Origin of the sequence: Rhodococcus sp. C1, from assembly GCF_020809065.1 — a bacterium.
Taxonomy (GTDB): domain Bacteria; phylum Actinomycetota; class Actinomycetes; order Mycobacteriales; family Mycobacteriaceae; genus Rhodococcus_F; species Rhodococcus_F qingshengii.
This window is the reverse complement of sequence record NZ_CP078080.1, coordinates 5,533,333-5,557,919: the sequence shown is the minus strand read 5'-3', so window position 1 is coordinate 5,557,919 and position 24,587 is coordinate 5,533,333. Positions and strand designations below refer to the sequence as shown.

The 24,587-nt window shown below is 62.1% G+C and carries 24 protein-coding genes; 9 read left to right on the top strand and 15 right to left on the bottom strand.

Annotation, left to right across the window (positions count from 1 at the left end; all coding sequences use genetic code 11):
- Positions 1 to 62: 62 nt before the first annotated feature.
- The 8 genes from KTR60_RS25650 to KTR60_RS25615 all read right to left on the bottom strand — a co-directional run bounded on the left by KTR60_RS25650 (position 63) and on the right by KTR60_RS25615 (position 6,555).
- On the bottom strand, positions 63 to 899 hold the full coding sequence (locus KTR60_RS25650) for a hypothetical protein (RefSeq protein ID WP_007729702.1): 837 nt from the start codon (positions 897 to 899) through the stop codon (positions 63 to 65).
- A gap of 74 nt (positions 900 to 973) precedes the next feature.
- Positions 974 to 1,297, bottom strand: coding sequence for a biphenyl 2,3-dioxygenase (locus KTR60_RS25645; RefSeq protein WP_228401395.1), 324 nt, complete (start codon positions 1,295 to 1,297; stop codon positions 974 to 976).
- Positions 1,297 to 1,644 carry a plastocyanin/azurin family copper-binding protein gene (locus KTR60_RS25640; RefSeq protein ID WP_003940240.1) on the bottom strand — a complete coding sequence of 116 codons (348 nt, stop codon included), beginning with the start codon at positions 1,642 to 1,644 and terminating at the stop codon, positions 1,297 to 1,299. Before KTR60_RS25640 ends, KTR60_RS25645 begins: the two co-directional genes overlap by 1 nt.
- Before the next feature lie 27 nt (positions 1,645 to 1,671).
- Positions 1,672 to 3,252, bottom strand: a complete 1,581-nt coding sequence (locus KTR60_RS25635; protein ID WP_228401394.1) for a multicopper oxidase family protein — start codon at positions 3,250 to 3,252, stop codon at positions 1,672 to 1,674.
- The gene (locus tag KTR60_RS25630) at positions 3,249 to 4,568 is read right to left on the bottom strand and encodes a hypothetical protein (protein ID WP_228401393.1); all 1,320 of its coding nucleotides are present in this window, start codon (positions 4,566 to 4,568) and stop codon (positions 3,249 to 3,251) included. The genes KTR60_RS25635 and KTR60_RS25630 overlap by 4 nt, the downstream gene beginning before the upstream one ends.
- Positions 4,565 to 5,236 carry a methylamine dehydrogenase light chain gene (locus tag KTR60_RS25625; RefSeq protein ID WP_029256402.1) on the bottom strand — a complete coding sequence of 224 codons (672 nt, stop codon included), beginning with the start codon at positions 5,234 to 5,236 and terminating at the stop codon, positions 4,565 to 4,567. Before KTR60_RS25625 ends, KTR60_RS25630 begins: the two co-directional genes overlap by 4 nt.
- 75 nt (positions 5,237 to 5,311) lie before the next feature.
- On the bottom strand, positions 5,312 to 5,920 hold the full coding sequence (locus tag KTR60_RS25620) for a redoxin domain-containing protein (RefSeq protein ID WP_019745575.1): 609 nt from the start codon (positions 5,918 to 5,920) through the stop codon (positions 5,312 to 5,314).
- Positions 5,921 to 5,964: 44 nt separating this feature from the next.
- On the bottom strand, positions 5,965 to 6,555 hold the full coding sequence (locus KTR60_RS25615; RefSeq protein ID WP_228401392.1) for a MauE/DoxX family redox-associated membrane protein: 591 nt from the start codon (positions 6,553 to 6,555) through the stop codon (positions 5,965 to 5,967).
- Positions 6,556 to 6,903: 348 nt separating this feature from the next.
- Here KTR60_RS25615 and KTR60_RS25610 point away from each other — a divergent pair, with 348 nt between their 5' ends.
- A complete protein-coding gene (locus KTR60_RS25610) occupies positions 6,904 to 8,442 on the top strand; it encodes an APC family permease (RefSeq protein ID WP_047271947.1) in 1,539 nt (512 codons plus the stop codon).
- The gene (locus tag KTR60_RS25605) at positions 8,439 to 9,224 is read left to right on the top strand and encodes an IclR family transcriptional regulator (protein WP_228401391.1); all 786 of its coding nucleotides are present in this window, start codon (positions 8,439 to 8,441) and stop codon (positions 9,222 to 9,224) included. Before KTR60_RS25610 ends, KTR60_RS25605 begins: the two co-directional genes overlap by 4 nt.
- 2 nt (positions 9,225 to 9,226) lie before the next feature.
- Here KTR60_RS25605 and cobU read toward each other — a convergent pair whose 3' ends face one another.
- Genes cobU through KTR60_RS25585 form a run of 4 tightly spaced genes read right to left on the bottom strand, consistent with a single transcriptional unit; the run spans position 9,227 to position 13,335 of the window.
- A complete protein-coding gene (gene cobU / locus KTR60_RS25600; RefSeq protein ID WP_228401390.1) occupies positions 9,227 to 10,549 on the bottom strand; it encodes a bifunctional adenosylcobinamide kinase/adenosylcobinamide-phosphate guanylyltransferase in 1,323 nt (440 codons plus the stop codon).
- A complete protein-coding gene (locus KTR60_RS25595; RefSeq protein WP_058038267.1) occupies positions 10,549 to 11,337 on the bottom strand; it encodes an ABC transporter ATP-binding protein in 789 nt (262 codons plus the stop codon). Before KTR60_RS25595 ends, cobU begins: the two co-directional genes overlap by 1 nt.
- Positions 11,334 to 12,368: a FecCD family ABC transporter permease gene (locus KTR60_RS25590; RefSeq protein ID WP_019745569.1), complete on the bottom strand. Its 1,035-nt coding sequence runs from the start codon at positions 12,366 to 12,368 to the stop codon at positions 11,334 to 11,336. Before KTR60_RS25590 ends, KTR60_RS25595 begins: the two co-directional genes overlap by 4 nt.
- A 7-nt stretch (positions 12,369 to 12,375) precedes the next feature.
- Positions 12,376 to 13,335: an ABC transporter substrate-binding protein gene (locus KTR60_RS25585; protein WP_020970983.1), complete on the bottom strand. Its 960-nt coding sequence runs from the start codon at positions 13,333 to 13,335 to the stop codon at positions 12,376 to 12,378.
- A 308-nt stretch (positions 13,336 to 13,643) separates the two neighbouring features.
- On the opposite strand from KTR60_RS25585, the gene KTR60_RS25580 reads away from it, so the two are divergent.
- The 3 genes from KTR60_RS25580 to KTR60_RS25570 are packed head-to-tail and all read left to right on the top strand — an operon-like array spanning position 13,644 to position 15,993.
- Positions 13,644 to 14,060, top strand: a complete 417-nt coding sequence (locus KTR60_RS25580) for a GntR family transcriptional regulator (RefSeq protein ID WP_007729675.1) — start codon at positions 13,644 to 13,646, stop codon at positions 14,058 to 14,060.
- Positions 14,057 to 14,926 (top strand): ABC transporter ATP-binding protein, encoded by an 870-nt coding sequence (locus tag KTR60_RS25575; protein ID WP_007729672.1) that lies wholly within the window; start codon positions 14,057 to 14,059, stop codon positions 14,924 to 14,926. Before KTR60_RS25580 ends, KTR60_RS25575 begins: the two co-directional genes overlap by 4 nt.
- Positions 14,923 to 15,993, top strand: a complete 1,071-nt coding sequence (locus KTR60_RS25570; RefSeq protein WP_228401389.1) for an ABC transporter permease — start codon at positions 14,923 to 14,925, stop codon at positions 15,991 to 15,993. Before KTR60_RS25575 ends, KTR60_RS25570 begins: the two co-directional genes overlap by 4 nt.
- Before the next feature lies 1 nt (position 15,994).
- On the opposite strand, the gene KTR60_RS25565 is transcribed toward KTR60_RS25570, so the two are convergent.
- Complete coding sequence (locus KTR60_RS25565) at positions 15,995 to 16,636, bottom strand: DUF4232 domain-containing protein (RefSeq protein ID WP_042447085.1); 642 nt, start codon at positions 16,634 to 16,636, stop codon at positions 15,995 to 15,997.
- 190 nt (positions 16,637 to 16,826) lie between these two features.
- Here KTR60_RS25565 and KTR60_RS25560 point away from each other — a divergent pair, with 190 nt between their 5' ends.
- Both KTR60_RS25560 and KTR60_RS25555 read left to right on the top strand, forming a co-directional pair.
- Positions 16,827 to 17,672 (top strand): alpha/beta hydrolase, encoded by an 846-nt coding sequence (locus KTR60_RS25560; RefSeq protein WP_003939910.1) that lies wholly within the window; start codon positions 16,827 to 16,829, stop codon positions 17,670 to 17,672.
- Positions 17,673 to 17,697: 25 nt separating this feature from the next.
- Positions 17,698 to 18,771, top strand: coding sequence for a VIT1/CCC1 transporter family protein (locus tag KTR60_RS25555; protein ID WP_042924901.1), 1,074 nt, complete (start codon positions 17,698 to 17,700; stop codon positions 18,769 to 18,771).
- Positions 18,772 to 18,779: 8 nt separating this feature from the next.
- Here the strand turns inward: KTR60_RS25555 and KTR60_RS25550 are convergent, their stop codons facing one another.
- Both KTR60_RS25550 and KTR60_RS25545 read right to left on the bottom strand, forming a co-directional pair.
- Entirely contained in the window at positions 18,780 to 20,612 is a 1,833-nt protein-coding gene (locus KTR60_RS25550) for an APC family permease (RefSeq protein ID WP_125052740.1), read from the bottom strand.
- Positions 20,613 to 20,706: 94 nt separating this feature from the next.
- A complete protein-coding gene (locus KTR60_RS25545; RefSeq protein WP_228401388.1) occupies positions 20,707 to 21,918 on the bottom strand; it encodes a DUF2254 family protein in 1,212 nt (403 codons plus the stop codon).
- A gap of 117 nt (positions 21,919 to 22,035) precedes the next feature.
- Here KTR60_RS25545 and KTR60_RS25540 point away from each other — a divergent pair, with 117 nt between their 5' ends.
- Positions 22,036 to 24,402, top strand: coding sequence for an arylsulfatase (locus KTR60_RS25540; RefSeq protein ID WP_228401387.1), 2,367 nt, complete (start codon positions 22,036 to 22,038; stop codon positions 24,400 to 24,402).
- 47 nt (positions 24,403 to 24,449) lie between these two features.
- Positions 24,450 to 24,587: a hypothetical protein gene (locus KTR60_RS25535; protein ID WP_153211511.1), complete on the top strand. Its 138-nt coding sequence runs from the start codon at positions 24,450 to 24,452 to the stop codon at positions 24,585 to 24,587.

Here is a 24,587-nt window from a genome sequence, read left to right as displayed (position 1 = left end):
AACACACGCTCCGGGGAGTCGGAGCGTGTGTTCACTCGAGGTACAGGGTGCTAGCTCGACAGTCAGATCAGTGCTGCGGCGGCAAATGCTCCCAACGCGATCAATGCCGCGCCGGTAACGCTCTGCACGCGACGGTCCACGACGCACATGATCGAGAGGAATCCCGGCATCGAGCCACCGCGCTTGGTGTGCACGATTGCCGCGAGGCTGGGCATGCAGCGGCCAAGGGATACGACCGTGAACAGCGCCGCCCCGAGAGCCGGTGAACCCGAAGCCATGACGCCGAGTGCCAGGAGGTAGTACGCACTCGAGCGGATGAAGATCAGAAATCCCGGACCGATGATCGCGCCGAAGATCAGCGAGACCTTCCAGGGCGCCATCGTGCGGCGCAGATGGCGCGGAAGCTGTTGGCGCCGCATCGGAGTCGGCATGCTCACCGCACCCAACTCGTGCAGCCCGTATGCAACCGCGACGACGGCCCAGACGCCCAGCGCCCAGCCGATCGGCACGTACCCGGACATCGCCGCACCGAGAGCGCCGATCAATGCCCCGGTGACGGCTCCCGTCGTGACCGAACCCAGAGCGTGCCAGCCGAGTCGGCGGACGGGAGTCGAGGATCCCTTCCGATCGACTTGCTTCGGCGCGGCAACAACTCCGGCGACGGACATTCCGCAGGTCGACCAGTTCGCGGCCAGCGACGTAACCAGTCCGGCGCCGATAACAGCTGTGGTCAAAGCTGTTGTCGCAGATGGCGTGGCCACGAGTGCGAGGCCGGCACCCGCAGCGGCGCCCGCCGCGACGAGGCTGACACGGGTCGCGGTGCCGACCGAGCCTTGAAGGGTCGGCCGGATGTCAGGGACGTCGGTCTGCAGTGGGCCGTGTGAGAGAACAGTAGTCATCAGATCCTCCGAAGTGTTTGTGGTTCAGGAAAAGTGTCGAGCCGAAGTCGCAGCGAAAAGTGATGAGCCAGAGTTCACAGCACTGTGATGACTCCGATCATGTACGGGTGCACGGAGCACGAATATTCGTAGACTCCGACGCTCTCGAACGTGTGCCGGAACGTTCCGTCTCCGGTGATACCGCTGTCGAACAGGCCGGGTGATTCCACGAGATGCAGGAGTCCACCGTCGTCGAAGCGCCACTCGACGGTGCCGCCGTGTTCCACGGTGACGTCCATCGGGCTGAACTGAACATTGCTGATCTCGACCACCACATCGGGGACGGGATCTTCTGTGCCGCAAGCTGGGACACACGACGCCGCGACAGCCAGGCCGAAGCCGACGATCCACCTCCTCACTATTGAACGATCACGGTGCCCACCATCATCGGGTGGGGCGTGCAGTGGTAGGTGAAGGTTCCGGCGTCGTCGAACGTGTACGAGAAGGTTCCCTCGGTGAGCAACTCGCTCTTCAGTTTCCCGTCGAGATCACCGTTGCCGACCACGTCGTGGGGGAGTCCGCTGTCGTCGAACTTCCATTCGACGGTCTGTCCCTTCTCGATGGTGACCGATGCCGGTGTGTACGCCATGTTCTTCACCTCGATCACGACTGCAGGTTCGTCCGACGACGCACCGGCATCACTACTGCAGGCGGTGAGGCTCAGGGCAGCGCACGCGGCCAGGAAAGCGGGAACGAGTTTCTTCATGAGGTGTTCTCTCCATTCTTCGACTTGTCAGCGGACGTAACGCAGATTTGCCGTCATGCCGGCCTCGAAGTGGTAGGCGTTGTGGCAGTGGAACATCCACTCGCCGGGATTGTCGGCGTCGAACTCGATGGCAAGCTCGGTGCCGGGTAGGACGTTGACGGTGTCGCGGCGAAGTCCGCCGTAATCCGGTACCGCAAACGTGTGGCCGTGGGTGTGCATCGGGTGCCACATCGTGGACGCGTTCTTCATCGTGATCCGGACCCGTTCGCCCTGTTTCATGACGAGCTTGCCTGCATCGGCCCCCGCCATTCCCCAGACGTACCGATCGCCGGCCTGGATCAACTCGATGCGGTAGTCGCGATCAGGCGATTTCGTCTCGAGCCGTGCGGATTCCGTGGGCCGGAGTTCGCTTTCGGTGACCAGTCGGCCGGCCAGTTCCGAGAGGTTTCCGCCCACATCCGGGTTCGCCAGCGCCAACGCGTCGGTGCTGCGTAGGACGGTCGACGCATAACCATCTCGGCCCTCGACCTTCGCCACCACCGGCCATGTTCCCGACTTCACCGTCACCAGCACGTCGTAGCGCTGCGCCATTCCGACGATGATGGTGTCGGCAGGAGTTGGTTCCACGTCGTAGCCATCGGTAGCGACAATTGTCATCTCGTGACCGGCCACAGCAAACCGGTACGGAGTTTCGGCGGCTGCGTTGATGATTCGCAGTCGCAGGGTCGAACCGGGCGCTGCAGTCACGACAGCAGGATCATTGGGTGGCCGCCCGTTGATCAAGTGCAGTGGATACGCGATGTGTTGAGTCATCCCGCCGAGTGGTTCGGAAGAACCGTGTCCGCCGCTCACCAACTGTTGCGCGACGGACATGTCGGCTTCCGAGTGTTCCGCCGGAGTTGTTGCCCCACCGCCGTGCCCGCCCGAAATTGCCGGGTTCAGGGCCATCAGGACGGAATCCGGGGTGGTACCCAATCCGTCGAGCCAGTCGTCGAGCACCAGAACGGCATCGGCGTCGGCCCCGGTGATGTCGTTCGGATCCTCGACGATCATGGCGCCGAAGAGCCCCCGATCGGCTTGTAATCCGCTGTGCGAGTGGTACCAGTACGTTCCCGGATCCGTTGCGATGAAGTTGTACTCGAAACTCGAACCGGCGCCGATGGGGGCCTGCGTGGTGGGTGCCGCGCCGTCCATGTCGTTGCGGACTCGAATTCCGTGCCAGTGCAGTGTTGTTTCGGCGTCGAGGCCGTTCTGGACGCTGACGTTCACCCGGTCACCGGACTTCAGGCGAAGTTCCGGAGCCACCGCAGCGCCTCCGTACGTCCACGTGTTCACGAGGCGTCCGCCAAGATCTACCGTCGAGAATCCGGCGGCAAGGGCAAACGCAGCGGTGGTCCCGTTCCAGGCTCGCGCCGATTCTGCGGCGGCAACTTCGGGGTCGGTGGGCAGGATGTAGTCGAGATCGGTTGTGGGCGTCGGAGATGCTGCAGTGGAACTGCATCCGGCAATCGTCCCCATTGCGCCGAGCCCGAGTGCTCCGGCGCCGAGTGCTCCCAAACTCAGGAAGCGGCGCCGGCCCATCACCACACCGGATCCGGGACGACTCATCGGAGTACTTCTGGTGTGATCAACCCGCTGACATCCCCGACGTTGCCCGAGACATCGACGGAACTGACCTGCTCGCCGGTGCTCGCGTTGTAACCCACGATCTTCTGCGGAGCGGAGCCTTCGACCTCAGGTCCGGTCCCGAGCACGTAGAACGTGGCGCCGTCGACGGAAAAGGTCATGCTCTTGATGTCTGTCAAGCCGAGGTCTGCAAGCGTTAAGCTCTTCACCGGGGCGAAGGTCGTTGCATCGGACAAGTCGATCTTGACCAGTGAGCCTCCCCGAGCAGAGTCCGGATGAATAGCCGTGTCCGTGTACGCGATTGCGAGCCGGGTTGCGTCGGCGTTGATGACGTTCTCCGAGAATCGACCGGAGTCCTGCCCGGCGTTTCCGATCGGCTTGACACCTTCCTGAGGCAGTCCGTTGGAGAAGTCGAAGACGTACACATCGCCGTTCTCACTGACCAGCAAGGCTTTTTGTGCTTCCGAGGCCCACGTGACCTTGCGGGTGGAGACAAAATCCTCGGGTAGGACCTTGCTTCGGGCGGTTTCCTTCGGAACTCCGTCGTCACCGATCGTGACGTGCAGCAGTTCCCGGGTGTCCTCGCAGACGCTGTACAGTTCGTGATCGACCATCCACGTGAACGGACCGCAGCCGACTATCTGGAGTGCACCGGTCGCTTCCTTCTTCTCGAGGTCGACCACCCTGATGCCGTACAAACCGTCGTCCCACGTGACGAAGAACTTACCGTCGGAGGTCACGGCGTTCGAGCCGGGACGGGAATGTACGCGTGCGACGTCCGGAAGCATGACCTCGGCTGGTTCCAGCAGGTTTCCGGAGTAAGTGCTGACCGTGAAATCTGCTGCGCCGCGGGAACCTCGGGGGCGCCACACCTCGGCAGCGAGTACCGCAGGATCCTCGGCGGAATCCCCGACGAATCCGTGAATGACCGGATCCCAGATACCCGGGCCGACGGTGATCCGGCTCTCGGCCACACCGGTTTTCGGATCGATGACGTTGACGCTGAGCTCGAGTTGGCCGAATCCACCTTCGACGCCCAGCAAGCGGTCAGCTGCGATCGGGGTGATCGAACCGACGTGCAACGGCTCGGGAATGGTGTCGCCGATTTCCTGGTCGTCGTGACCGAGGGAGATCCCCTCGCCCGGTGCAGTGAACGGAACTGTCGGATAGGTGACATCGCCTGCGCTGGAAGGTTCGTCGTTGTCGGACGAACTGCAACCGGCCAGCGCGAGTACGACGGTGAGTGGGATGACGGCAACGGCGGGGCGCGCCAGTTTTCGGGTTCGCGAACTGCTCATGATCCGGCACCGACCTTGGGGCGCTCGGCCGGTCGAGTCTGGCAGTCCTCACCGATGATGGGCGCCATCGTGCAGGTGTATGCCTGAGACTCGTCGGAGACACACCAGATGATTTCCTGGTCGTAGCTTCCGGAGACCGGGTTGTACATCACGGCCTGCATGTCCGGTTCGCCGCAGAATGCGTTGGAACACGAAGGTGCACCGCAGCAGTCGTAGTAGGCGATCAGATAGGTCTTGCCGGTATCAGGGTTGGTGCAGCATCCGACCCAGAACTCTGCGCCGGGCTTGCTGCCGGGGGCGCAGGTGGTGACACCGCCGCCGTTGCATGCGGCACAGGACGTTCCGTCCATGTTGCACCAGCGCCAGTACTCGCACTCGGCCGGATCTTTACCGTCGTAGACAGGGACAAGAGGTTCGGGGCCAGGTGCCGGCGCAGGAACCTCGGGCTCTTGGGCGAAGGCACTACGTGTCACGGGAAGTGTGCTGATCAGTGCCACTCCTGACACACCCATGGTCCACTTGCCGATCCGACTGATCATGGATCGCCGCGAAACTCGTTCGGAGAGTTTACGTCCGGTTCGGCTGGTAAGCGAACCGCCCTGGCCCGCCATCCATTCGGCCTGGGCCTGAACTGTCGCCTCGTCGACGGGATATCGATTCTCCGTCATGTTGTGCTGCGGGAATTCATTGTCGTCCAACGATTTTCTCCTGATTCGTGAAGAGGATCGAACTGTGCAGGAAGATCAGGCCGCGCTGCCGGATTTCGCCTGGGCATGAAGGTGCTGGAGTGAGGGGGTGCCGGATTCGAGCGCATTGAGGAGGCTTTCCACCTGAGCCATGTGATTGCACAGGCCCTTTCCTCGGATCTTGCCGTGCTCGTCGAGAATCACGCCGTACGGAGTGGTGCCCACCTGGTATGCGATACCGACGTCTCGAGCGTCGATGTAACTGAGCTCGGAACCGATCCCGCTGCCGGCCAGGAACTCGCGATGCTCTTCGGGTGTTCCGTCGGAGATGATGATCACGTCGAGATCCGATTCGGCTCGGGCCATTGCCCTTACGCCGGGAAGAAGGCTCTTGCACGTCGAGCAACTCGGTGCTGTGAACAGCAGGAGTTGAGGTTTGTCGCGGTGACCACCGACTCCGACGGTCCGTCCTTCCTGATCGATGAGACCGGCAAACGACGGGCCGGCCTGTTCGACCTTGGGCCCGGTATCCATCATCCGGGCACCGAGAGGTCCGAGACGTACTTGTACGCGGCCGATTTCACGAGCCAGAGCAAGAACCATCAAGAACAGTACGGCTACGGCGATCACCAGGATCACTGTCGCGACAAGGAGGAAAGTGGTCATCGTGGTAGTCCTGCCTTCGAGTTTTCAGTGGTGGGGATGTGAGTTCACGAGCCGTACCGGGACGCGGTTTCGGCGGTTCGGAGGCGGATGGAGGCGCTCGACAGATAGTCGTCGACTGGGCGTCGCCCGAGGTGGACCACCGAACGAATCTGTGCGAGAGCAACTCCAGCCAGGACAAAGAGGAATCCGGAGGTCGCCGCCACGGCCTGGACGCCGATCTCACCCTGTCCGGAGGTGACCGACAGTGCCACAGCGATCACCGCGAGTGTTCCGGCGCGAACGGCGTGGAACCATCCGATACGCGGAATCTCGCCGACTCCGAATGCAAAACATCCGCAGTCCAGATCGCGTCGCCCACGCAGGAGGTTGATCGTGAGGCCCGTGAAGAACGACGCGAACATGACGGCAGCAACCAAGGCGGCCAGGCGATGGGCCACGCCGAGAACCAGGAGGATGCCTACGACGGTTTCCGCGACGGGAAGGATACGAGCGATCGGTACTTCGAGTCGCACCGGCAACACTTTGTATCCGCGCACCGAACGAAGGACCCCGTCGTGGTCGTTCAGCTTGGGAATGCCGGCGAGCAGGAGAACAAATCCGATGATCGCCGAAGTGGTGGCGCTGACCAAGTGCATGCTTCCTCCGTTCTTCTCGGGTAGTGCCGGTGGTGTGTGGGACACATCCTGTACGGGCGATGCTGCGAACCCGCGTCGACCGCGCTACGCCTGGACGAGGTGCAACTGAGAGAGCAGTTGTCGTGTGAGAATCGGAGAACTCGCAGGTCAAGGTGCTCCCGGAGGGGACGGATACCGTCGGCCGCCCTTGATCCGGCATGACGCTGGGTGGGAAACAGAGTCGGATTCTCACTTGAAAGTTCTGTGCGCGCCATCGTGGAAACTGCGCGGAAACATAAGCGGACTAACTTGACCGAATTCTGACAATTCGCTCGTAGGTTCGGGCCTGGACGCGACGGACGGTGACACATGGCCGTGAGTGCGGCACTGCGTGCGGCGATCACGCGAGCGCAGAATGCGGATCAACACAGTGAGCCCGTGTTCTCCCCGCTCCGTGGTCTCGGACGAGGACGTCTGACCCCGATCGACCTGTTGGGGCAATCACTTTCCACGATCGCTCCGGCAACGGGAATGGTGTTCATCGCCCTGTGGATGATCACCTACAGTCCCGGCTACGTCGGGTTGGCTGCGATTGCTGCGACAACTTCGGCGGTGTTTCTCGTTGCGTTCTGCATCACTCAGTTCACGCGGAGACTGGCCGCAGCAGGATCGTTGTACAGCTTCGTCTTCCAAGGCTCCGGTATCCGGGCGACACTGACGGCGGGTGCCGCACTGGTACTCGGGTATCTCGGAATCTCGGTTTCGGTTTTCTCGCAGGCAGTTCCGAGTCTGCTCGATACCATCGCCATTGTCGGCCCCGACGTGCGAGGGCCTGCCGCGACGGTGATCACGACGGTGGCGATTGCCCTGGCCGTCGCGTGGATTGCAGTGCGAGGCGTCCGGTTCGCCACCCGAGCGATCCTGGTCGTCGAAGCGTGCTCGTTGATTCTCATCGTCGTGGTCATGCTGGCGACGCACAGTGACACGACAACTGCTGTTGCCCTGCCGAATCCGTCGCTGAGTGCAGTTCCGTTTCTCGCGATGCTGACGGTGCTCAGCATGGCGGGCTTCGAAAGCTCGGCCTTCTTCGGCCCGGAAGCGAAACGACCACTCATCAGCGTCACACGCACGGTTCTCATTTCGCCGATCATCTGCGGGGTCCTCTTCGTTTTTGCGGCCTGGGCGGCGATGACCGGCCACGGCGCAACGATCGTCGGAGCGTACTTCGAAGGAACGGCATCCGGAGCCAGCGCGGAAGTGGTTCTGGCAGTCAAGATCGGAATGACGTGTTCCTGGTTCGCATCCACTCTCGGTTGTGCGCAGGCGGGTTCGCGGTTGTTGTACTCGATGGGGATCGAACGGGTACTGCCTGCGCCGCTCGCTCGCGTACACAGACGGTTCCGCACCCCGTACGTTGCGGTACTTGCGTTCGTCGCGGTAAGTGCGGCGGGCGTATTCATCTATTCGGATACGGTTCGCGACGATTCGGGATCCTTCGACGGCGTGGTGGAGACCGCGTTGGTCTGCGCTTACACGCTGGTGGCCTTTGCTTCGTGGAAGTTCTTGCGCCGAATCGGGGAACATACTTCGCTGACCCGGATATGCACTGTGTCCGTGAGCGTCGCCGGTGCCGGTCTATTGGTCTACATCGTTCTCGACGGTGCGGTTCACGGGATGTGGGCACTGCCGATCGCTGCTCTTGCTGTTGCTGTGTCGGGGACAGTGTGGAGTTCATTGCTTCGAAGAGCCAGACCGGAAAGCCTTCTGATGGTGGGCGCTTTCGACAGCGTCGAGACGGCGGACCTGTTGCCCGGTGCGGGCACTCTGCTGATCGACGGTGACGGGCGAAGGCGACTCGTTCCGGATCGTGGGACCGCCGAGGGTGACTCGCCGGAGCATGGGCGGTGACCGCGGACCGTGCAACCGCTGGTCCACGATCAGGCAAACAGATCGGCGACGAGACCCACTTCAGTGGACAACAACCGCGTGCGGTCCAGAAGGCGCTGGGGATGCTCGAGGCGGTGGCTCATCTGGGACCGGGAACAACCGCGAAGGAGATCGCCACTTTTGCAGGCGTTCCGTCGGCCACGGCGTACCGGATGCTGAATCTGCTGGTGGCGGAAGGCTTTCTCGTGCGGGTGCCGGACCTGTCAGGGTTCGCGTTGGGGCGTCGGACTGCCGAGCTCTCACATGCAGCGTCGGCGAGTGGTCCGGCGCCGACGCTGCACGAGCGCGTCGAGGACATGCGGACACACACGAGGTTCGGATTGCACGTCGCCTCATTCGCTGGTGGGCGCTTGAGGTTCGTCGACAAGGATCCGGATCACGAGATCATCGGAATAGCGGCACTGGCCAAGAACCTTCACGCGAATGCGCTGGGGAAGGTTCTGTTGGCGCACGACGAGCGGCTGCTTTCGGGTTTGGAACTTCGCCGGGTCACGGAGTTCACCCTCGGTGATTTCGATGCGTTGTATGAGCAGTTGAGGTCTGTTCGCCTGCAGGGTTTTGCATTCGAGAACCAGGAATGTCGCCTGGGTCGATCCGCGGTCGCAGTACCGGTTCGAGATCACGCAGACCAGGTGGCCGGCGGGTTGTGTGTTCAGGGAGCGAGCGGGCGAGTGACGGACGAGGATCGAGAGTTGGTCGGTTTCCTACTCGATTGTGCGCGTCAGCTCACCGGATTGCTCTGACGTCACACGCGCAGGCTCAGGGGGAGCCCGGCGGTCATCAGGACCACGGACTCCGATTCACTGGCGATTCGGCTGTTCACCAGACCGAGTAGATCGCGGAACAGTCTCCCGGACTTCGTGTCCGGGACGACGCCGCTTCCCACTTCGTTCGTGACGGCGACAATCGGAACCGGACAGGCGGTCCAGGCGTCGGCCAACCGGTCGATATCTGCGTGGACGTCGCTGAGATCTTCTGTCGCCCACGCCTGATGTCGGTCCAGACGTGCGGTCAGCCACGTGCCGAGGCAGTCGATCAGGATCGGTGTTGTTGCGGCCACGAGAATTTCGGCGACCTCGGAGGTCTCTACCGTCGTCCACGTCGGCGGCCTCCGCGCGCGATGCGACGCAATTCGTTCGATCCAGTCGGGATCGTCGTCCTGCGGATCCCCGGTGGCGATGTACGTGACGTTCCGGTAGCCGGCAAGCAGGCCCTCCGCGTAAGTGGACTTGCCCGAGCGGGCGCCACCGGTGACCAGAGTTCGATGGCTCTGTCCTACCCCGATCTCGAGCACAGCTCCATCCGGAACCGCTCGCGCCCCGGACACGCGAAGTGCTTCCGCGAGTTCGTTTTCGACCGGGTTGTGGTGTCCGAGGTGTACGGCGACCACGTCGGTTCGATCGGTGATCGCGTCGCAGTTGCGTAGTCGGCTCACCGTCTCCGCGAAACTCGGCAGATCATGGTGCCCGGCGCCGTGGTCAGTTTTGTAGCCGAAGGTCTCTTCGAGAAAGACGGCGTCGAAACGCGCGTCGGCAAGGGCGTCGACAGTTGATTCGGGCAAAGGCCCGGTGTCGGTGGCCCAGAAGATTCGGGTTCCGGATGCGTCGGTCATGTCGTAGAGAAGGGTGGGTACTTCGTGCGCGGCTTCGAGTGCGCGAACACGATAGGTGCCCAACATGATCGACTGGCCGGTCTCGAGCGGTGTGAAGGTCACCGGGTCATCCGGGCCTACCCAGTCTCGGCAGAGATCGAGCGCGTCGGGTGGTCCGAGAACCTGTAGTGGTTCGGTGCGCGAGGCCCAGGACCGGAACAGCAATGCCATCGGGCCGAGGTGATCGGAATGAGAATGCGTCAACAGGATGTGTTCGACGTGTGCCAGCGTGCGACCGAATCGCGACGCGGCACGCGGTACTTCGGGTCCACAGTCCAACAGGATTCTGTTGTCCACCAGGGCGGCAGTGTGCCCGCGGATGGTTTCACTCGACAGGGCGGCCAGGCAGGAAGGGCAGGTACAGAACGGGTTCGGCCAACCGTCGGCAGCACCGGTGCCGAGCATCACCAATTCCATCAGCGGGTGCCTTCCTGCCGAATCGGAACAACTATGGGACCGCTGGGCCGGTCCAGGATTTCGACCCGAGCGCCGTACACGCGGCCGAGGAGGTCTGCCTCCAGCACCGATGAGGGAGTGCCGTCGGCAACGACGCTGCCCTTGTCCAGCAACACGATTCGTCGACCGTACTGACCCGCGAGAGTGAGGTCGTGCATCGCGGCGATGACCGTGATGTTGTCGGCTTCACGCAGTTCCTCCACCAAGTCGAGAACCTGCTGCTGGTGACCGATGTCGAGCGCGCTGGTGGGTTCGTCCAGGAGCAGTACCTGCGGTTCTTGGGCCAGTGCCCGAGCCAGGACCACGCGCTGCAATTCGCCGCCGGAAAGTTCGGTGGCTCGTCGATCTGCGAACTCGGTGAGGTCGAGCCTCTCGATCACCGAAGAGATCACCGAACGGTCAGTAGCGGTTTCGGTTCCGAAGCGTCGTAGATAGGGAGTGCGGCCGAGCGCAACCAGTTCCTTGACCGTTGAGCCCTCGGGTACTACCGGACGCTGTGGCATCAACGCGACGACGGCGGACATAGCCTTGCGGCTGGAATTGCGAGGACTCAGTCCCCCGACCGAGAGCTCACCGGTGGACGGAATCAATCCAGCGAGGGCGTGCATCAAGGTTGTCTTGCCGGCGCCGTTCGGCCCGACCACGGCAACCCAATCGCCTGGTGTCACATCGAGATCGATGCCGTCGACGACGTCCTTGCCGCCGAGGTTGACTCGGAGGTCGCGGCACCACACTGCGCTGTCGGTCATGCCGAGACCCGGCTGCGGCGCAGAACCAGAAGGAAGAACGGAGCGCCGATCATCGCGGTTACAACCCCGATGGGGAGTTCGGCCGGTGCCATGACCGTGCGGGCGGCAACGTCGGTGAGGACGAGAAACGCCGCACCCAGCATGAGTGACAGGGGGAGAAGCAGTCGATGCGACGGGCCGACGACCAGTCGAACCGCATGGGGAACAACGATTCCGACAAAGCCGATCAGTCCACTTGCACTCACGACCGCCGCCGTTCCCAGAGTTGCGGCGAGCACCAGCACCAGGCGTGATCTGGCCGGGTCGACGCCGAGGCTGGCGGCTTCGACGTCACCTACGGCCATCACGTCGAGTACGCGTCGGTGTACCAGGATGACGGCTGAGGCCAGCGCAACGTACGGCAGGACAACCAGAACTTCCGACCAACCGTCGGTGGACAATCCGCCGAGCAGCCAGGAATAGACCTCGCGCAGTGAATCGTCGAACCGCTGCTGAACAAAAGTCTGTGCTGCATTCGTGAACGCCGCGACTGCGACACCGGCGAGGATGATGACTACCGCGTTCTGCGGCCCGCCAATGCTTCGGCCGAGCGAATAAGTTGCGAACACTGCCAGCACACCACCGACGAAGGCGGCCATGGGAATTCCGAACATGCCCAGCGCTCCACCCGAAACGATGGCGAGGGTTGCGCCCAGTCCGGCTCCGCTGGAAACTCCGAGGAGATACGGATCCGCCAAGGGATTTCGGAACACGCCCTGGTAGGCGGCGCCGGCTACCGCCAACATTGCTCCGACCAACGCGCCCAGGACTACTCGCGGAAGCCGGATCTGCCAGAGAATGGCCTGCTGTGTTGCGGTGAGGCCGGAATCGAGGTGGATGCCGGGTATTCCGTCCAGAAGTTCGAGAATGGTCCGATCAGGCGTCAATCCGGCCGGCCCCACCAGAACACCGATCAGCAAGGCAGCGCACAGAATGAGCGCGGCGCCGAGCAGAACGGCGGTCCGATGTTGGGAGATACCGGCTTTGATCATCGAGTGCTCAGGCCGCGGGAACTTGGGCAACGATGGCCGCGACGGCCTTCACCTGGTCGGCGACACGAGGTCCCCAGCGGCTGGAGAGGTCTTCGTCGAGCACATGGATCTGGTTGCCGGTAACCGCTTTCATGCCGCTCCACCCGGGTCGAGCGGCGACGGATTCTGCTGTCACTCCACAGCATTGGGAGTCTGCGAGAAAGATGAGATCGGGATTGGCCTGTACCACGAATTCGGCGGACAACTGCGGATAGTCACCCTGCCCCGCGGCGTCGGCGATGCTCTTCATTCCGAACAGCGAGTAGATCTGCCCGACGAAGCTCGAACTCGTGACGGTGTAGAGCGAGGAGTCGAGTTCGTGGAAGTACGTCAGCGGCTGTTGGCGCGCAGGAACACTGGCGACAGCGGCGTCGATGTCCGAGCGCATGGTGTCGACAACTTCGGTGCCCTTGTCCTCGTGGCCGGTGGCCTTCGCGACGCGCTCGATCTGGGCGTAGACGTCGTCGATGCTTGTGGCTGCGGGTAGTAGGAGGGTCGGCACCTTCGCCTTTTGCAGCCCGGAGACAAGATCGTTCATGTCATCCGATGCGATCACCAGATCCGGTGCGTAGCCGAGGATGGCTTCGACGTTCGGTTGAAAGCCCGAGAGATCGGTGACCGGGATACCGGCCGGGTAGTCGGACTGATTGTCGACGGCCTTCACCTGATCGCCCGCGCCGACGGCCCACAGGGTCTCGGTGGCGCTGGGACTGAGTGACACGATCGACTGCGGACGTGACTCGATGGTGATGTCCGTGCCGGAATCCGTGGGACCGGAAACAACAGTCACCGGGAACGAGCCGTCCGAGGCCGCTGTGGTTGCGGGTGCATCGGACGTCGAGCTACTGCACGCACCGGCAAGCAGTGCGGTGCTCACCGTCAGTGCTGCAAGTACAGATCTGAATCTACGTGTCGGCCGAGTACTCACAGCCACCCCTCCGCTAGTGGTGAAGGGTCGCGAGCAGCGCGGCCGCGAGGCGAAGCGCCACGAGCGGTCCTTCGTCCGAGAACCATCGTGTCGCCACGAGGCCGGTGACCTGACTCGTTCGCCTCGAGTAGTGACGGGCGAATTCACAGTTGCGTCGACAGTGCCGGGGTTTCACCGAACTTCACACGAGCAGCGTGGCACCCCGGTGAACCGGGGCATCTGCACTTTACAGGGGTCGTCTGGCTTGACCCGGGAGGTCAAGGCAGGGTAAATATCTATTCCACTAATGAACTAGTGAAAGGGTTCGGATGATCGACTTCCGTATCGACCGCCGATCCGGCATTCCCACTTACGTGCAATTGGTCCTTCAGGTGAAGCAGGCGCTCAGGCTCGGTGATCTCCAAGTCGGGGATCGGCTGCCCACAGCCAAGGACGTCGTGGGAGCGCTCGCGATCAACCCGAACACAGTCCTGAAGGCCTACAAGGAACTCGAGCGCGACGGACTTGTTGCTCCGCGGCCCGGATTGGGCACGTTCGTCGTCAAGTCCCTGGCCAAGCCCGGTATGGCGGAAAGCTCTGCGCTACGGCGCGAGTTGGCCCGCTGGGTGGCAGATGCCGTGGCCGCCGGACTCGAGCGCACGGACATCGAAGCGTTGGTGAGTTTGGAGCTCGAGAAGACGTTCATCGAATCGGATCCGTCCGGAAAGCAGGGGGAGACATCATGACTGCGCAAGAATTGGCACTGACGATGCAGGACGTGGACAAGCGCTTCGGCAAGAAGAAGGTGCTCGACGCCTGCACATTCGAGGTCGCGACAGGAAGCATCACTGCCCTGGTCGGGGTGAACGGAGCGGGCAAGTCCACACTGATGTCCTTGGCGGTCGGGTTGACGATGCCTGACCATGGTTCGATCTCCGTCCTGGGCAGCACGCCGGATCAGGACGGCATCTGTCCAGGCCTGTCGTACCTCGCTCAGCACAAGCCCCTGTACCCCAAATTCACTGTTGCAGAACTTCTTCGATTCGGCGCATACACCAACGACGAGTGGGATGCGAAGTACGCTCTGGATCTGGTGGAGCGCGCTGGGATTTCTCTCGATGCAAAGGCGAAGACTCTGTCACCAGGTCAACGAACCAGGGTTGCACTGGCTTTGGCGCTCGGACGCAGGCCGCAGTTGCTTCTACTCGACGAGCCTCTGGCGGATCTCGATCCGGTGGCACGGCGGTCTGTGGCGACCACTCTGCTCGAAGACGTTGCCGAGTACGGCACCACAGTTCTGTTGTCGTCACACATCGTTTCCGAATTGGCAGACGTCTCGGATCGACTTCTTCTGCTGGGCGGCGGAAACGCGAGATTGTCCGGTCCGTTGGATGAATTGATCGCTGCCCATTACGTATTGATCGGGGACGGCGATCCCTCGGACGTGGTCGGCGCCGGTGCGGTCATTCATACCGAGAAGGGGGTGCGGTCGAATTCTCACGTGGTGGAGGGAATCCGTCCGAGCCCTCGGGCCGGCTGGGTGATCGACGACGCAACTCTCGACGACGTGGTGCTCGGGCACCTGAGCGCAGAAACGATGGTGGCGGCATGATCTGGGTTACGTGGCGGCACCACCGGACATCGCTCGTTGTGTCGTTGGGATTCCTCGCGGCATTAGCAGTCATTGTCTTGTCGAGTGGTGCGATCATCAAGAGCGGCGGACAAGCCCAACTCTTCGGATCGCCTCTCAGTTGCTTCGATGACATCACCGCTATCTGCACGGCAGAGACTGCTCTCACACTGACGACAGTGGTTGCTACTGCTCTGCCGGTGTTCCTCGGCGTGTTGATCGGTGTCACCGTGTTTTCGCGGGATGTCGAACAAGGAACACACGTATTGGGGCTTACTCAATCGGTCAGTCGGACTCGTTGGTTCTGGACCCGGGTGTTAATCGTCTTCCTGCCGATTTCTGTGGCTTCGTCATTGCTCGGATTTGCACTGCAATGGGCTCGATCTCTCCCGGACAACTCCCGGTATGCATTTGTTGCCGGGCGTTCGACTTTCGTCGAGATATCGAACCTGTCGTATCCGCTCTTTCAATCCAGCGGACTGGTCTTGGGTGCATACACATTCATGGCACTCATGCTCGGAGCAGCACTGGCTTTGCTGGTGCGTAGTTCGATCGGCGCAATGGCGATCACGATGGTCGGTGTTGTTGCGATCCTGGCAGCATTTCAGTTGGTTGCACGACCCGATTACGCCGAGCCGAGTGTCCGAACGTCACCCGTCGCCGGATTCAGTTCCTACTATTCGAGCGATACCAGTATCCCCGCGGTCAATTGGGAACTCGCGCAGGGATATGTCGACCTCCGAGGTAACTGGGTCGACGTCAAATACGACGAGTGCACGTGGGGTGGATCAGGCGATGAGGACCCGTACGACCAGCGCCCGGAGGAGACCGGCGCCGAGTACAACCTCCGCATGGATGTGCTCTCAGCGCAGCAGAACAGAGAGATGGAGATCTGTTTGCGGGAACACGGCGTCGACCACTACGAAGTTCGCTACCACTCGGATGATCGGTTCTGGCGTTTCCAGTTCACGGAAGCTGCACTCGTCCTGATCCTTTCAGGCCTGTTCCTCCTGCCGGCGCTCTGGGGTCTACGACGCCTCAAGCCGTGACTCAGCGGGCGACCGGCGCGACCGTCAGCTGGTTGATGTTCGCGCCGGTCATCGAGCAACCCTTGGTGGGGTAGGCGAGGAAGACCGAGTCGTAGCTGTTGGGTGGGTAAACCCTCAGTCCCGCAACGTCGGTCACGCCGCACTGATCTGCCGGGTAGTTCTCGACGTTCGTAGCTCGCACCAAAGACGTTGCGGCAGAGCCAGGGGCAAGGGAGACGAGTGAACCGGATCCGGAGCGGCCGGCTGCAGCACCCACTTCGCTTCCGGACGCTCCCGTGACATACGAGACGCCGGGGAAACCGTCGAGCGTGCACGTGCGGCCGCCCGTGTTGGTGAAGACCACCGGAAGCTCCACAGAACCGGCGGCGCCACTCGACTCGCCGAGGGTGACGTTCAGTTCCCCGATCGCGCAGCCTTCGGGATTGGGTGCCGTCGAGGTTGTCGTTTGGGTGTGGTCGGTATGGGTCGTCGAAGGTGAAGCGGTGCCGGTCTGGGTCGTCGGCGCAGAGGCGGTCGTCGTTGAGGCGGGTGCCGGTGAACTCTCGGCCGTTCCCGTTTCATCCGAGCCGCAACCGCTGAGAAGGGCGAGAGCAGCAAGTGGAGCCGCCAACAAGCCGACGTTGCGCATGCGGTTCGAATTCATCGCTCTGTACTCCTCAGGCTGGTCGACAACTGTTTCCGAACATCCGTGTCCGGTATATCCGAGTTTGAAGCCGGATGTGCAGAAACGAATCAGGCTCGCCGGTGATCAGGACCTACTTCCCGGATGGATTGCCGTTGCGGATCTAGCATGAGAAATGACCTGTCCGGATCGCGACCACCGGGAGTAGCGCATGTTCACCTTCACCAGCGACGACGGAGTGGTCATTCATGTCCACGAATGGCCCACCGAGCAGGAACCTCGAGGGGTTGTTCAACTCGCGCACGGTATGGGTGAGCACGCAAAACGCTACGCACACGTTGCCGAAGCCCTGAATGCTCGCGGTTTCCACGTCTACGCGGCGGACCACCGCGGCCACGGTGAGAGCATGCACGCCGGCCCAGGCAACATCGGCGACGACGGCTGGAACCGCTTGGTGGCAGACATGGTGACCCTCACGGGCATCATCCGCGACAAACACCCCGGCCTGCCCGTCGTACTGCTCAGCCACAGCCTCGGTTCGTTCGCTTCGCAGCAGTACATCCTCGATCATTCGCACCTGATCGACGCCGTCGCACTGTCGGGGACCACCGCGGTCGATCAACTGATCGAGAGCCTCGTCAACGACGGCCCGGACGTCCTCGCCCAGTTCAATGCGGAATTCGAACCGGCCCGTACTCCGCACGACTGGCTCAGCCGTGACGAAGCGCAGGTGGATTTGTACATCAACGATCCGCTGTGCGGTTTCAGCCTGGACGACGCCGGCATGGGTGGACTTATCGCAGCGGGACCGAGGTTCGTCGACGTCGAGGGCGTGCGACAAGACCTTCCGATCCTGGTCTTCGTCGGCACCTCGGATCCTCTCAACGCCGCACTGAGCCGTACCGACGTCGCAGTCGAACGGTACAACTCGGCGGGGATCGAAGACGTCACCTACTACACCTATCCGGGTGCCAGACACGAGATCTTCAACGAGACCAACCGCGACGACGTCATCAATGATCTGACGACGTGGATGGACCGCGTACTCGAAGCATGACCGCCTCACCGGAAAGGGGAACACGATGTCCACAGTTCCGGCCGCACGACCCGATCCAGACCCGCGAGATGTCAAGCGCTGGAGACGATACCTCGCCGACGAACAAGCCGAGGCCGCCGTCTACCGCGACCTCGCGGGTAGGCGCAGCGGCGAGGAGCGCGAAATCCTTCTCGCACTGGCCGATGCGGAGGGTCGACACGAGGCGCACTGGCGAGCGCTACTCGGCGATCACGTCGGCAAACCACTTCGCGGTGATATCCGCACTCGGATACTGGGCTTTCTGGCCAGACGCTTCGGCTCTGTCTTCGTGCTCGCTCTTGCCCAGCGCGCGGAGACACGATCCCCCTATCCGAACGACGCCGACGCGACCGCATCGATGGGCGCGGACGAGAAGATCCACGAAGAAGTGGTGCGGGCCTTGGCCACCCGAGGCCGCAACAGACTTTCGGGGACGTTTCGTGCCGCCGTCTTCGGAGCCAACGACGGCCTGGTCAGCAATCTCGCCCTTGTACTCGGCATCAGCGGTAGCGGCGTCTCCAACCAGATCGTTCTGATCACCGGCATGGCCGGGCTTCTGGCCGGCGCCCTGTCGATGGGTGCCGGCGAGTACGTTTCAGTCCGCTCGCAGCGAGAGTTGTTGGAAGCGTCCAATCCTGGTCCGGCTGCCAGCGAAGCTGTCGGCCTGCTCGACGTCGACGCGAACGAATTGGCCCTGGTCTACCGGGCCCGCGGTATGTCCGCCGAGGAAGCGGACCAGCGCGCCGCCGAGGTCCTCGCGAACAGCACCTTCGGCGCCGCGGACGTTGTCGACGACCATGAAGCCGTCGGAACCGGGTTGGGCGCAGCGGCGGCAAGTTTCTGCTTCTTCGCCTCGGGCGCAATCATTCCGGTGCTGCCGTATCTGTTCGGCCTGGAAGGCATGACGGCTCTGATCGTCGCATCTGTTCTCGTGGGGATCGCGTTGCTGACGACGGGCGTTGTGGTCGGGTTGCTCTCGGGCGGGCCGCCGTTCAAGAGGGCTCTACGCCAACTTGCGATCGGCTACGGCGCTGCCGGCGCGACGTATCTGCTCGGCATGTTGTTCGGGACTTCGCTCTGAGCGTCGGCTCATGCGCGTAGGGCGGGATCGCGGTGAGCCGGATCGATCCGAACCGGAATCTGGCACACCACGGCCTCGGTGTGTTTGCGCAGTGCATGAGCGATCTCATCGGTCCGTTGGCTCGGGAGGAACCGGTGCCATCTGGTCGCCGGGTCGATGGTGGCGACGACAACAAAGGTCTCTCGGTGGGGGAAGTGTGTGCGGATGTATCGGGCGAGAGTGTTCCCCACCGAATTCTCGGTGTCCTCGATGACGATCAAACGCGAATTCGGGTGTCGGGCTTGCCATCGGCGTGTGAAGTCCGTCGTCGATTCGTGGGCCAGGCAGACTCGAATTGCGATGGGCTGTGACGACATCGCCGTTGCCGCGGCCATCGCGCGGGTGGAGAGCGACGTAATTTCGGACACCGGTACTAGGACCGCTGGTTTGTATCCGATAGACAGAGAATCGTTCTCACCCTGAACGGTTAACCGCGTACCGATATGTGTGTACGCACCGCGGATGCGTTCCATACCGAGGACGAGCGCAGGGAGGGCGAGAGCGATCAGCCAGGCTCCCTCGGTGAACTTCATGGCGGTGGTCACCACTGCTGCGATCGAGGTCAACACTGCGCCGAAACCGTTGAGCGCTAGGCGCCACTTCCAGCCCGGCGTCTGTTCGGCGAGCCAGTGGCGCACCATGCCGAACTGCGCGAGCGTGAATCCGATGAACACACCGATGGCGAACAGCGGCACCAAGGTGTTCATGTTTCCGCCGGATCCGATGAGCAGGAGAGCACCGACGCCACCGAGCGACAAGACGCCGTAAGTGAAGACGTCGCGCGTCGACTTCCGGCTGAAGCGGTGCGGGAGCACGTTGTCGTCGGCGAGGATTCGCATCAGGTTGGGAAGTCCGCCGTACGAGGTATTCGCGGCCAACGCCAACAGAATCACAGTGGAGAATTGGACGACGTAGTAGCCCACACCATTTCCGAGGGCAGCGGAAGTGAGTTGCGACAGGACCGTTGTTCCAGGGACTGGGGCCAGTGAGAACTTCTCGATCAACACGGCAAGGCCGATCAACATGGTGCCCAACAGGATTCCCAGAGCTACTTCGGCACGCTGAGCGCTACGCACGCGAGGCTTCTTGAAACTGGGTACCGCGTTGGCGATGGCTTCGACACCGGTCAATGCGGCGCAACCACTCGAAAATGCCTTGAGCAGAAGGAGAATGCCGATCGTGTGTGCGTTGTCGACGACGAAGGGAGCCGTTGCGGCAGCAGGGTTTTCCCGAAGTAGTCCGGCACCGATCACCGTGAAGATGCTGACGACAAAAACCACGGTGGGCAACATGAATACCCGCGCGGAATCTGCGATGCCCCGCAGATTCAGTGCCGTGATGCCGCCGAGTATCGCCAGTGCGATCCAGACCGTGTAGGGAAGAAGCGCAGGGAAGGCGGAGGTCAGAGCCGCGACACCGGCTGCGATCGATACCGCGACGTTGAGGGTGTAGTCGACGATCAACGACGCGGCGGCAGTCAGGCTTGCGCGAGGACTCAGATGCTTCTTCGCGACGGCATATGCGCCACCGCCTTCGGGAAATGCGGCGATCACCTGGCGATACGACGCCACCAGGACCACAAGCAGCACGGCGATGGCGATCGTCACCGGCACGGTGAACCCGATCCCCGCGCCGCCGGCGAGGGCCAACACCAACACGATGGCTTCTGGCCCGTACGACACCGAGGCCATCGCGTCGAGCGACAGACCCGCCAGTCCGGTTGCGACGGAGAGCTTTTGCTTCTCAGGTTCGCCGCCGGCGCGGATGGTCGACGATATGACTCCACGGTGTCCGAGTATCACTGCATGTCTCACCGAGTCAGTATCGTCATTTCCCGTAGCTCTGAGACTGATCTTGACGATGCTTTGACGCGATGGCCCGCAAATCTGTACGGGTTCACAACGGGGGTTCGAGTCGCGGGAAGCCTTGTGACAGCTGATCAATCCAGCGAGCGCGCTTGGCGAGAATATCGCGGTTCCGAGACTCCGATTGGGCGGCGACGTGCGAAAGTAGGTCGCGAAGTCGGCCCAGAACGAGTGGCGAGTTCGATGCCGAGGCTATGACGTCGTCCAGTCCGGTTCTGACGAAGCTCGTGAAGTCGGGCAGTGGAATCACCACACGCAGATCACCACGCTCGTCGACGGCCCGGATCGAATCTGCGCGTACGGAGGCCACCAGAGAGAGGAGGTCCTCGATCTCGTCCAGAGCCTGCACGGCCGTCGCAGGATCGTTGATAGCGGGTGAGAGCGCTCTGAGCGCGATGTCAGCCAACAACCGAATCGCGAGTAGGGGGTCCTGGGTGAAGGTCCGCTCACTCCCACTGACCAAGGCGTCAAGGATCGTGTTGGCGGGCATGGGTCCGCCGTAGACGTCGGCGAGCGGCAATCCGTCTCGCAGCGTGCTACCCGGCGACACTCGGAGGACCACCATGGATCGGCAGTTCCGAGCGTTCTGCAGCAGATCTTCGACGAGGATCTGCTGCAGAACGGCCGGCGGTCGATGCCACTCGATTGTCGTGATCACCGGAAGTGTTGGTAGAGGAGGCAACTCCAGATCAGTGGTGGGGTACACGGCGGCGAAGACTGCTCGGCCACGACTCGAGATCGAGGTCAGTACAGGAGCCAACTGGATGGCCGAGAATGCGCGCAGCTGGAGCAGTCTGATCAGCGTCAGCGTGGCCAAGAGTGCCAGCACTGCGAGACTTGGCACAACCACGGACACATCCGTTTCGTTGCTGATGGCGAGCGCCGCCGTGATGTCGAAAACCGACTGGCCTATCGCGAAGGCAAACGTCCGCCACACGATGGGGTCGTCGCGGAACAACAACAAGCGAGGAGTGAAGGTGGTCGCGGCCCACTGGACGACGAGGAACAGCAGCGAGAAGATCACTGCCACTACACCCAGTAACCCCAGTCCGAGGGCAACGAGCATCTCGCTGACCTGACGGGCGGGAATCATCGGGCCGCTCCGGATATACGGCATCCCCAGTCCGGCAGCCAGCCCCACGACGACGCACAGGATCTGGGTCAGGACGGCACGTACACGGCGCCGGGGGACGAGGAAGGCATGCCCGATCGGGGTGGGAGCGAAACGTCCGGGCTGATCCACACTTCAAGCCTCCACGCTGCGGCAATGGTGCGCCTTCACCCGAAACGGATGATGTCGACGTCGTCGTGATCCTGAAACGCTTGAAAGAGCCATGTGAGAGACAGAAGGCGAGACGTCATGATGGATCCGACAGACCAGAGCCGCGCCGTACTACCGATTCCGGATCGACAACATCTTGGTCTGGTGACGTACGACGCGAAGGATCCGGACACCGAGTTTCCGCCGATCACTCCGCTACTACCGCCGGCCGGCGCACCCAATGTTCTGGTGGTCCTGTTGGACGACGTGGGATATGGCGCGAGCAGTGCCTTCGGAGGACCAGCGGACACACCGACTGCTGAGCGATTGCAAAGTAATGGGCTCACGTACACGCGGTTTCACACGACGGCACTGTGTGCTCCGACCCGCGCCGCTCTTCTGAGCGGGCGCAACCATCATTCGGTCGGCATGGGATCGATCACCGAAACCGCTACCTCGGCTCCTGGTCTTTCCGGCCTGCGGCCGAATACCAAAGCCGCACTGCCGATGACGTTGAAACTCAACGGATACTCGACGGCGCAGTTCGGCAAGTGTCACGAGGTTCCGCCGTGGCAAACATCCCCGGTGGGTCCGTTCACGTCGTGGCCGACGGGAGAAGGCGGATTCGAGCATTTCTACGGATTCATCGGCGGGGAGAACAACCAGTATTACCCGGCGCTGTACGAGGGCGTCGCGCCTGTCGAGCCGGACAAGACACCGGAGGAGGGTTACCACCTCACTGAGGACCTTGCCGATCACGCGATCGACTGGGTTCGGATGCAGAAGTCATTGGCTCCGGACAAGCCGTTCTTCGTCTACTTTGCACCCGGCGCCACACATGCACCGCACCATGTTCCGAAGGAGTGGGCAGACAAGTACGAGGGCCGGTTCGCAGGAGGTTGGGACGCTCAACGCGAATCGATTCTCGAGCAGCAGAAGCAGCGGGGAGTCGTTCCCGCGGATGCGGTCCTCACCCCGCGCCCCGAGGCCATTCCGGCGTGGGAGGACATGAGTGAGGAGATGAAGCCCGTCCTCGAACGCCAAATGGAAGTCTATGCAGGATTTCTCGAACACACCGATTTCCATGTCGGCCGGCTTGTCGATGCGATCGAAGAACTCGGAGCTCTCGACAACACTCTCGTGTACTACATCATCGGAGACAACGGAGCATCCGCAGAGGGGACGATCAACGGCGCTTTCAACGAGATGGCCAACTTCAACGGACTCGCCGCCATCGAAACACCCGAGTTCATGGCGGAAGTGAAAGACAAATTCGGTACCAAGGACGCATACAACCACTATTCCGTGGGGTGGGCGTGGGCAATGTGTACGCCGTATCAGTGGACGAAACAGGTTGCGTCACACTGGGGTGGCACCCGTAACGGGACGATCGTGCACTGGCCTGCAGGGATTCGGACCAAGGGGGAGACGCGGTCGCAGTTCACCCACGTCATCGACGTTGCACCGACGATCCTCGAAGTCGCGAAACTGCCGGAACCGACCTTTGTCAACGGCGTCCAGCAATCACCCATCGAGGGGACCAGCATGGTCTACACCTTCGACGACGCCGAAGTCGCCGAACGTCACGATCTGCAGTACTTCGAGATGGCCGGCAATCGCGGTATCTATTACAAGGGTTGGAGTGCGGTCACCAGGCACAGCACTCCGTGGCTGTTCGCGGAGGCACTCCCCGCTCTCCTCGACGACGTGTGGGAGCTCTACGACGGGTCTCAGGATTGGACGCAGTCCAAAGATTTGGCGGCCGAGTTGCCGGAGAAACTCGCTGCACTGCAACGCTTGTGGTTGATCGAAGCAGTCAAGTACAACGTGCTTCCGATCGACGACCGAAGATTCGAGAGGTTCAACCCTCACATCGCGGGGCGTCCGCAGTTGGTGTCCGGGAATCGACAGGTTCTGTTTCCCGGAATGAAACGGCTGAGCGAGCACAGCGTGCTGAGTATCAAGAACCGATCATTCAGTGTCACAGCAGCAGTCGACGTCGCGGATGGCATTACTGCCAACGGTGTGGTGATCGCGCAGGGAGGCAGATTTGGTGGCTGGGCACTTTACGCGCGGGAAGGCCGCGCCAAATTCGTCTACAACCTATTGGGCATGACCGAGTTCGTCATCGGTTCCGACGTTGACATTCCGGCAGGATCACACCAGATCAGAGCTGAGTTCACCTACGACGGAGGTGGTCTCGCGAGAGGCGGTGGGGTCGCGATCTATCACGACGGTCGCGAAGTGGGCTCAGGTCGCGTCGAGCAGACGCAACCGATGGTCTTCTCCGCGGACGAGACCACCGACATCGGGGATGACTACGGCATGCCTGTCAGTGTCGATTACAGTGGCGCAACCACATTCAACGCACGTATCGACGTCGTGCAGATCGATGTCGGTGACGACGACCATACCCACCTCATCGATCCGGAGGAGGTGGCGCGAGTGGCGGTGTCCAGACAGTGATTCCACAGGCAAGAGCAGCAGTCACAATCTCCTGAGGGAGGGTCGCAATGCCGACCGTCATCCGAACTGTTCACGATCTGGTCCGCCACGCGCGGGGGCCGACGCACCATCACCACCATCAATCCGTGCACGAGGCGCGGCGAATGCGTGCCCACCACATTCTGGTCACGCATTCGCTCGCCTGA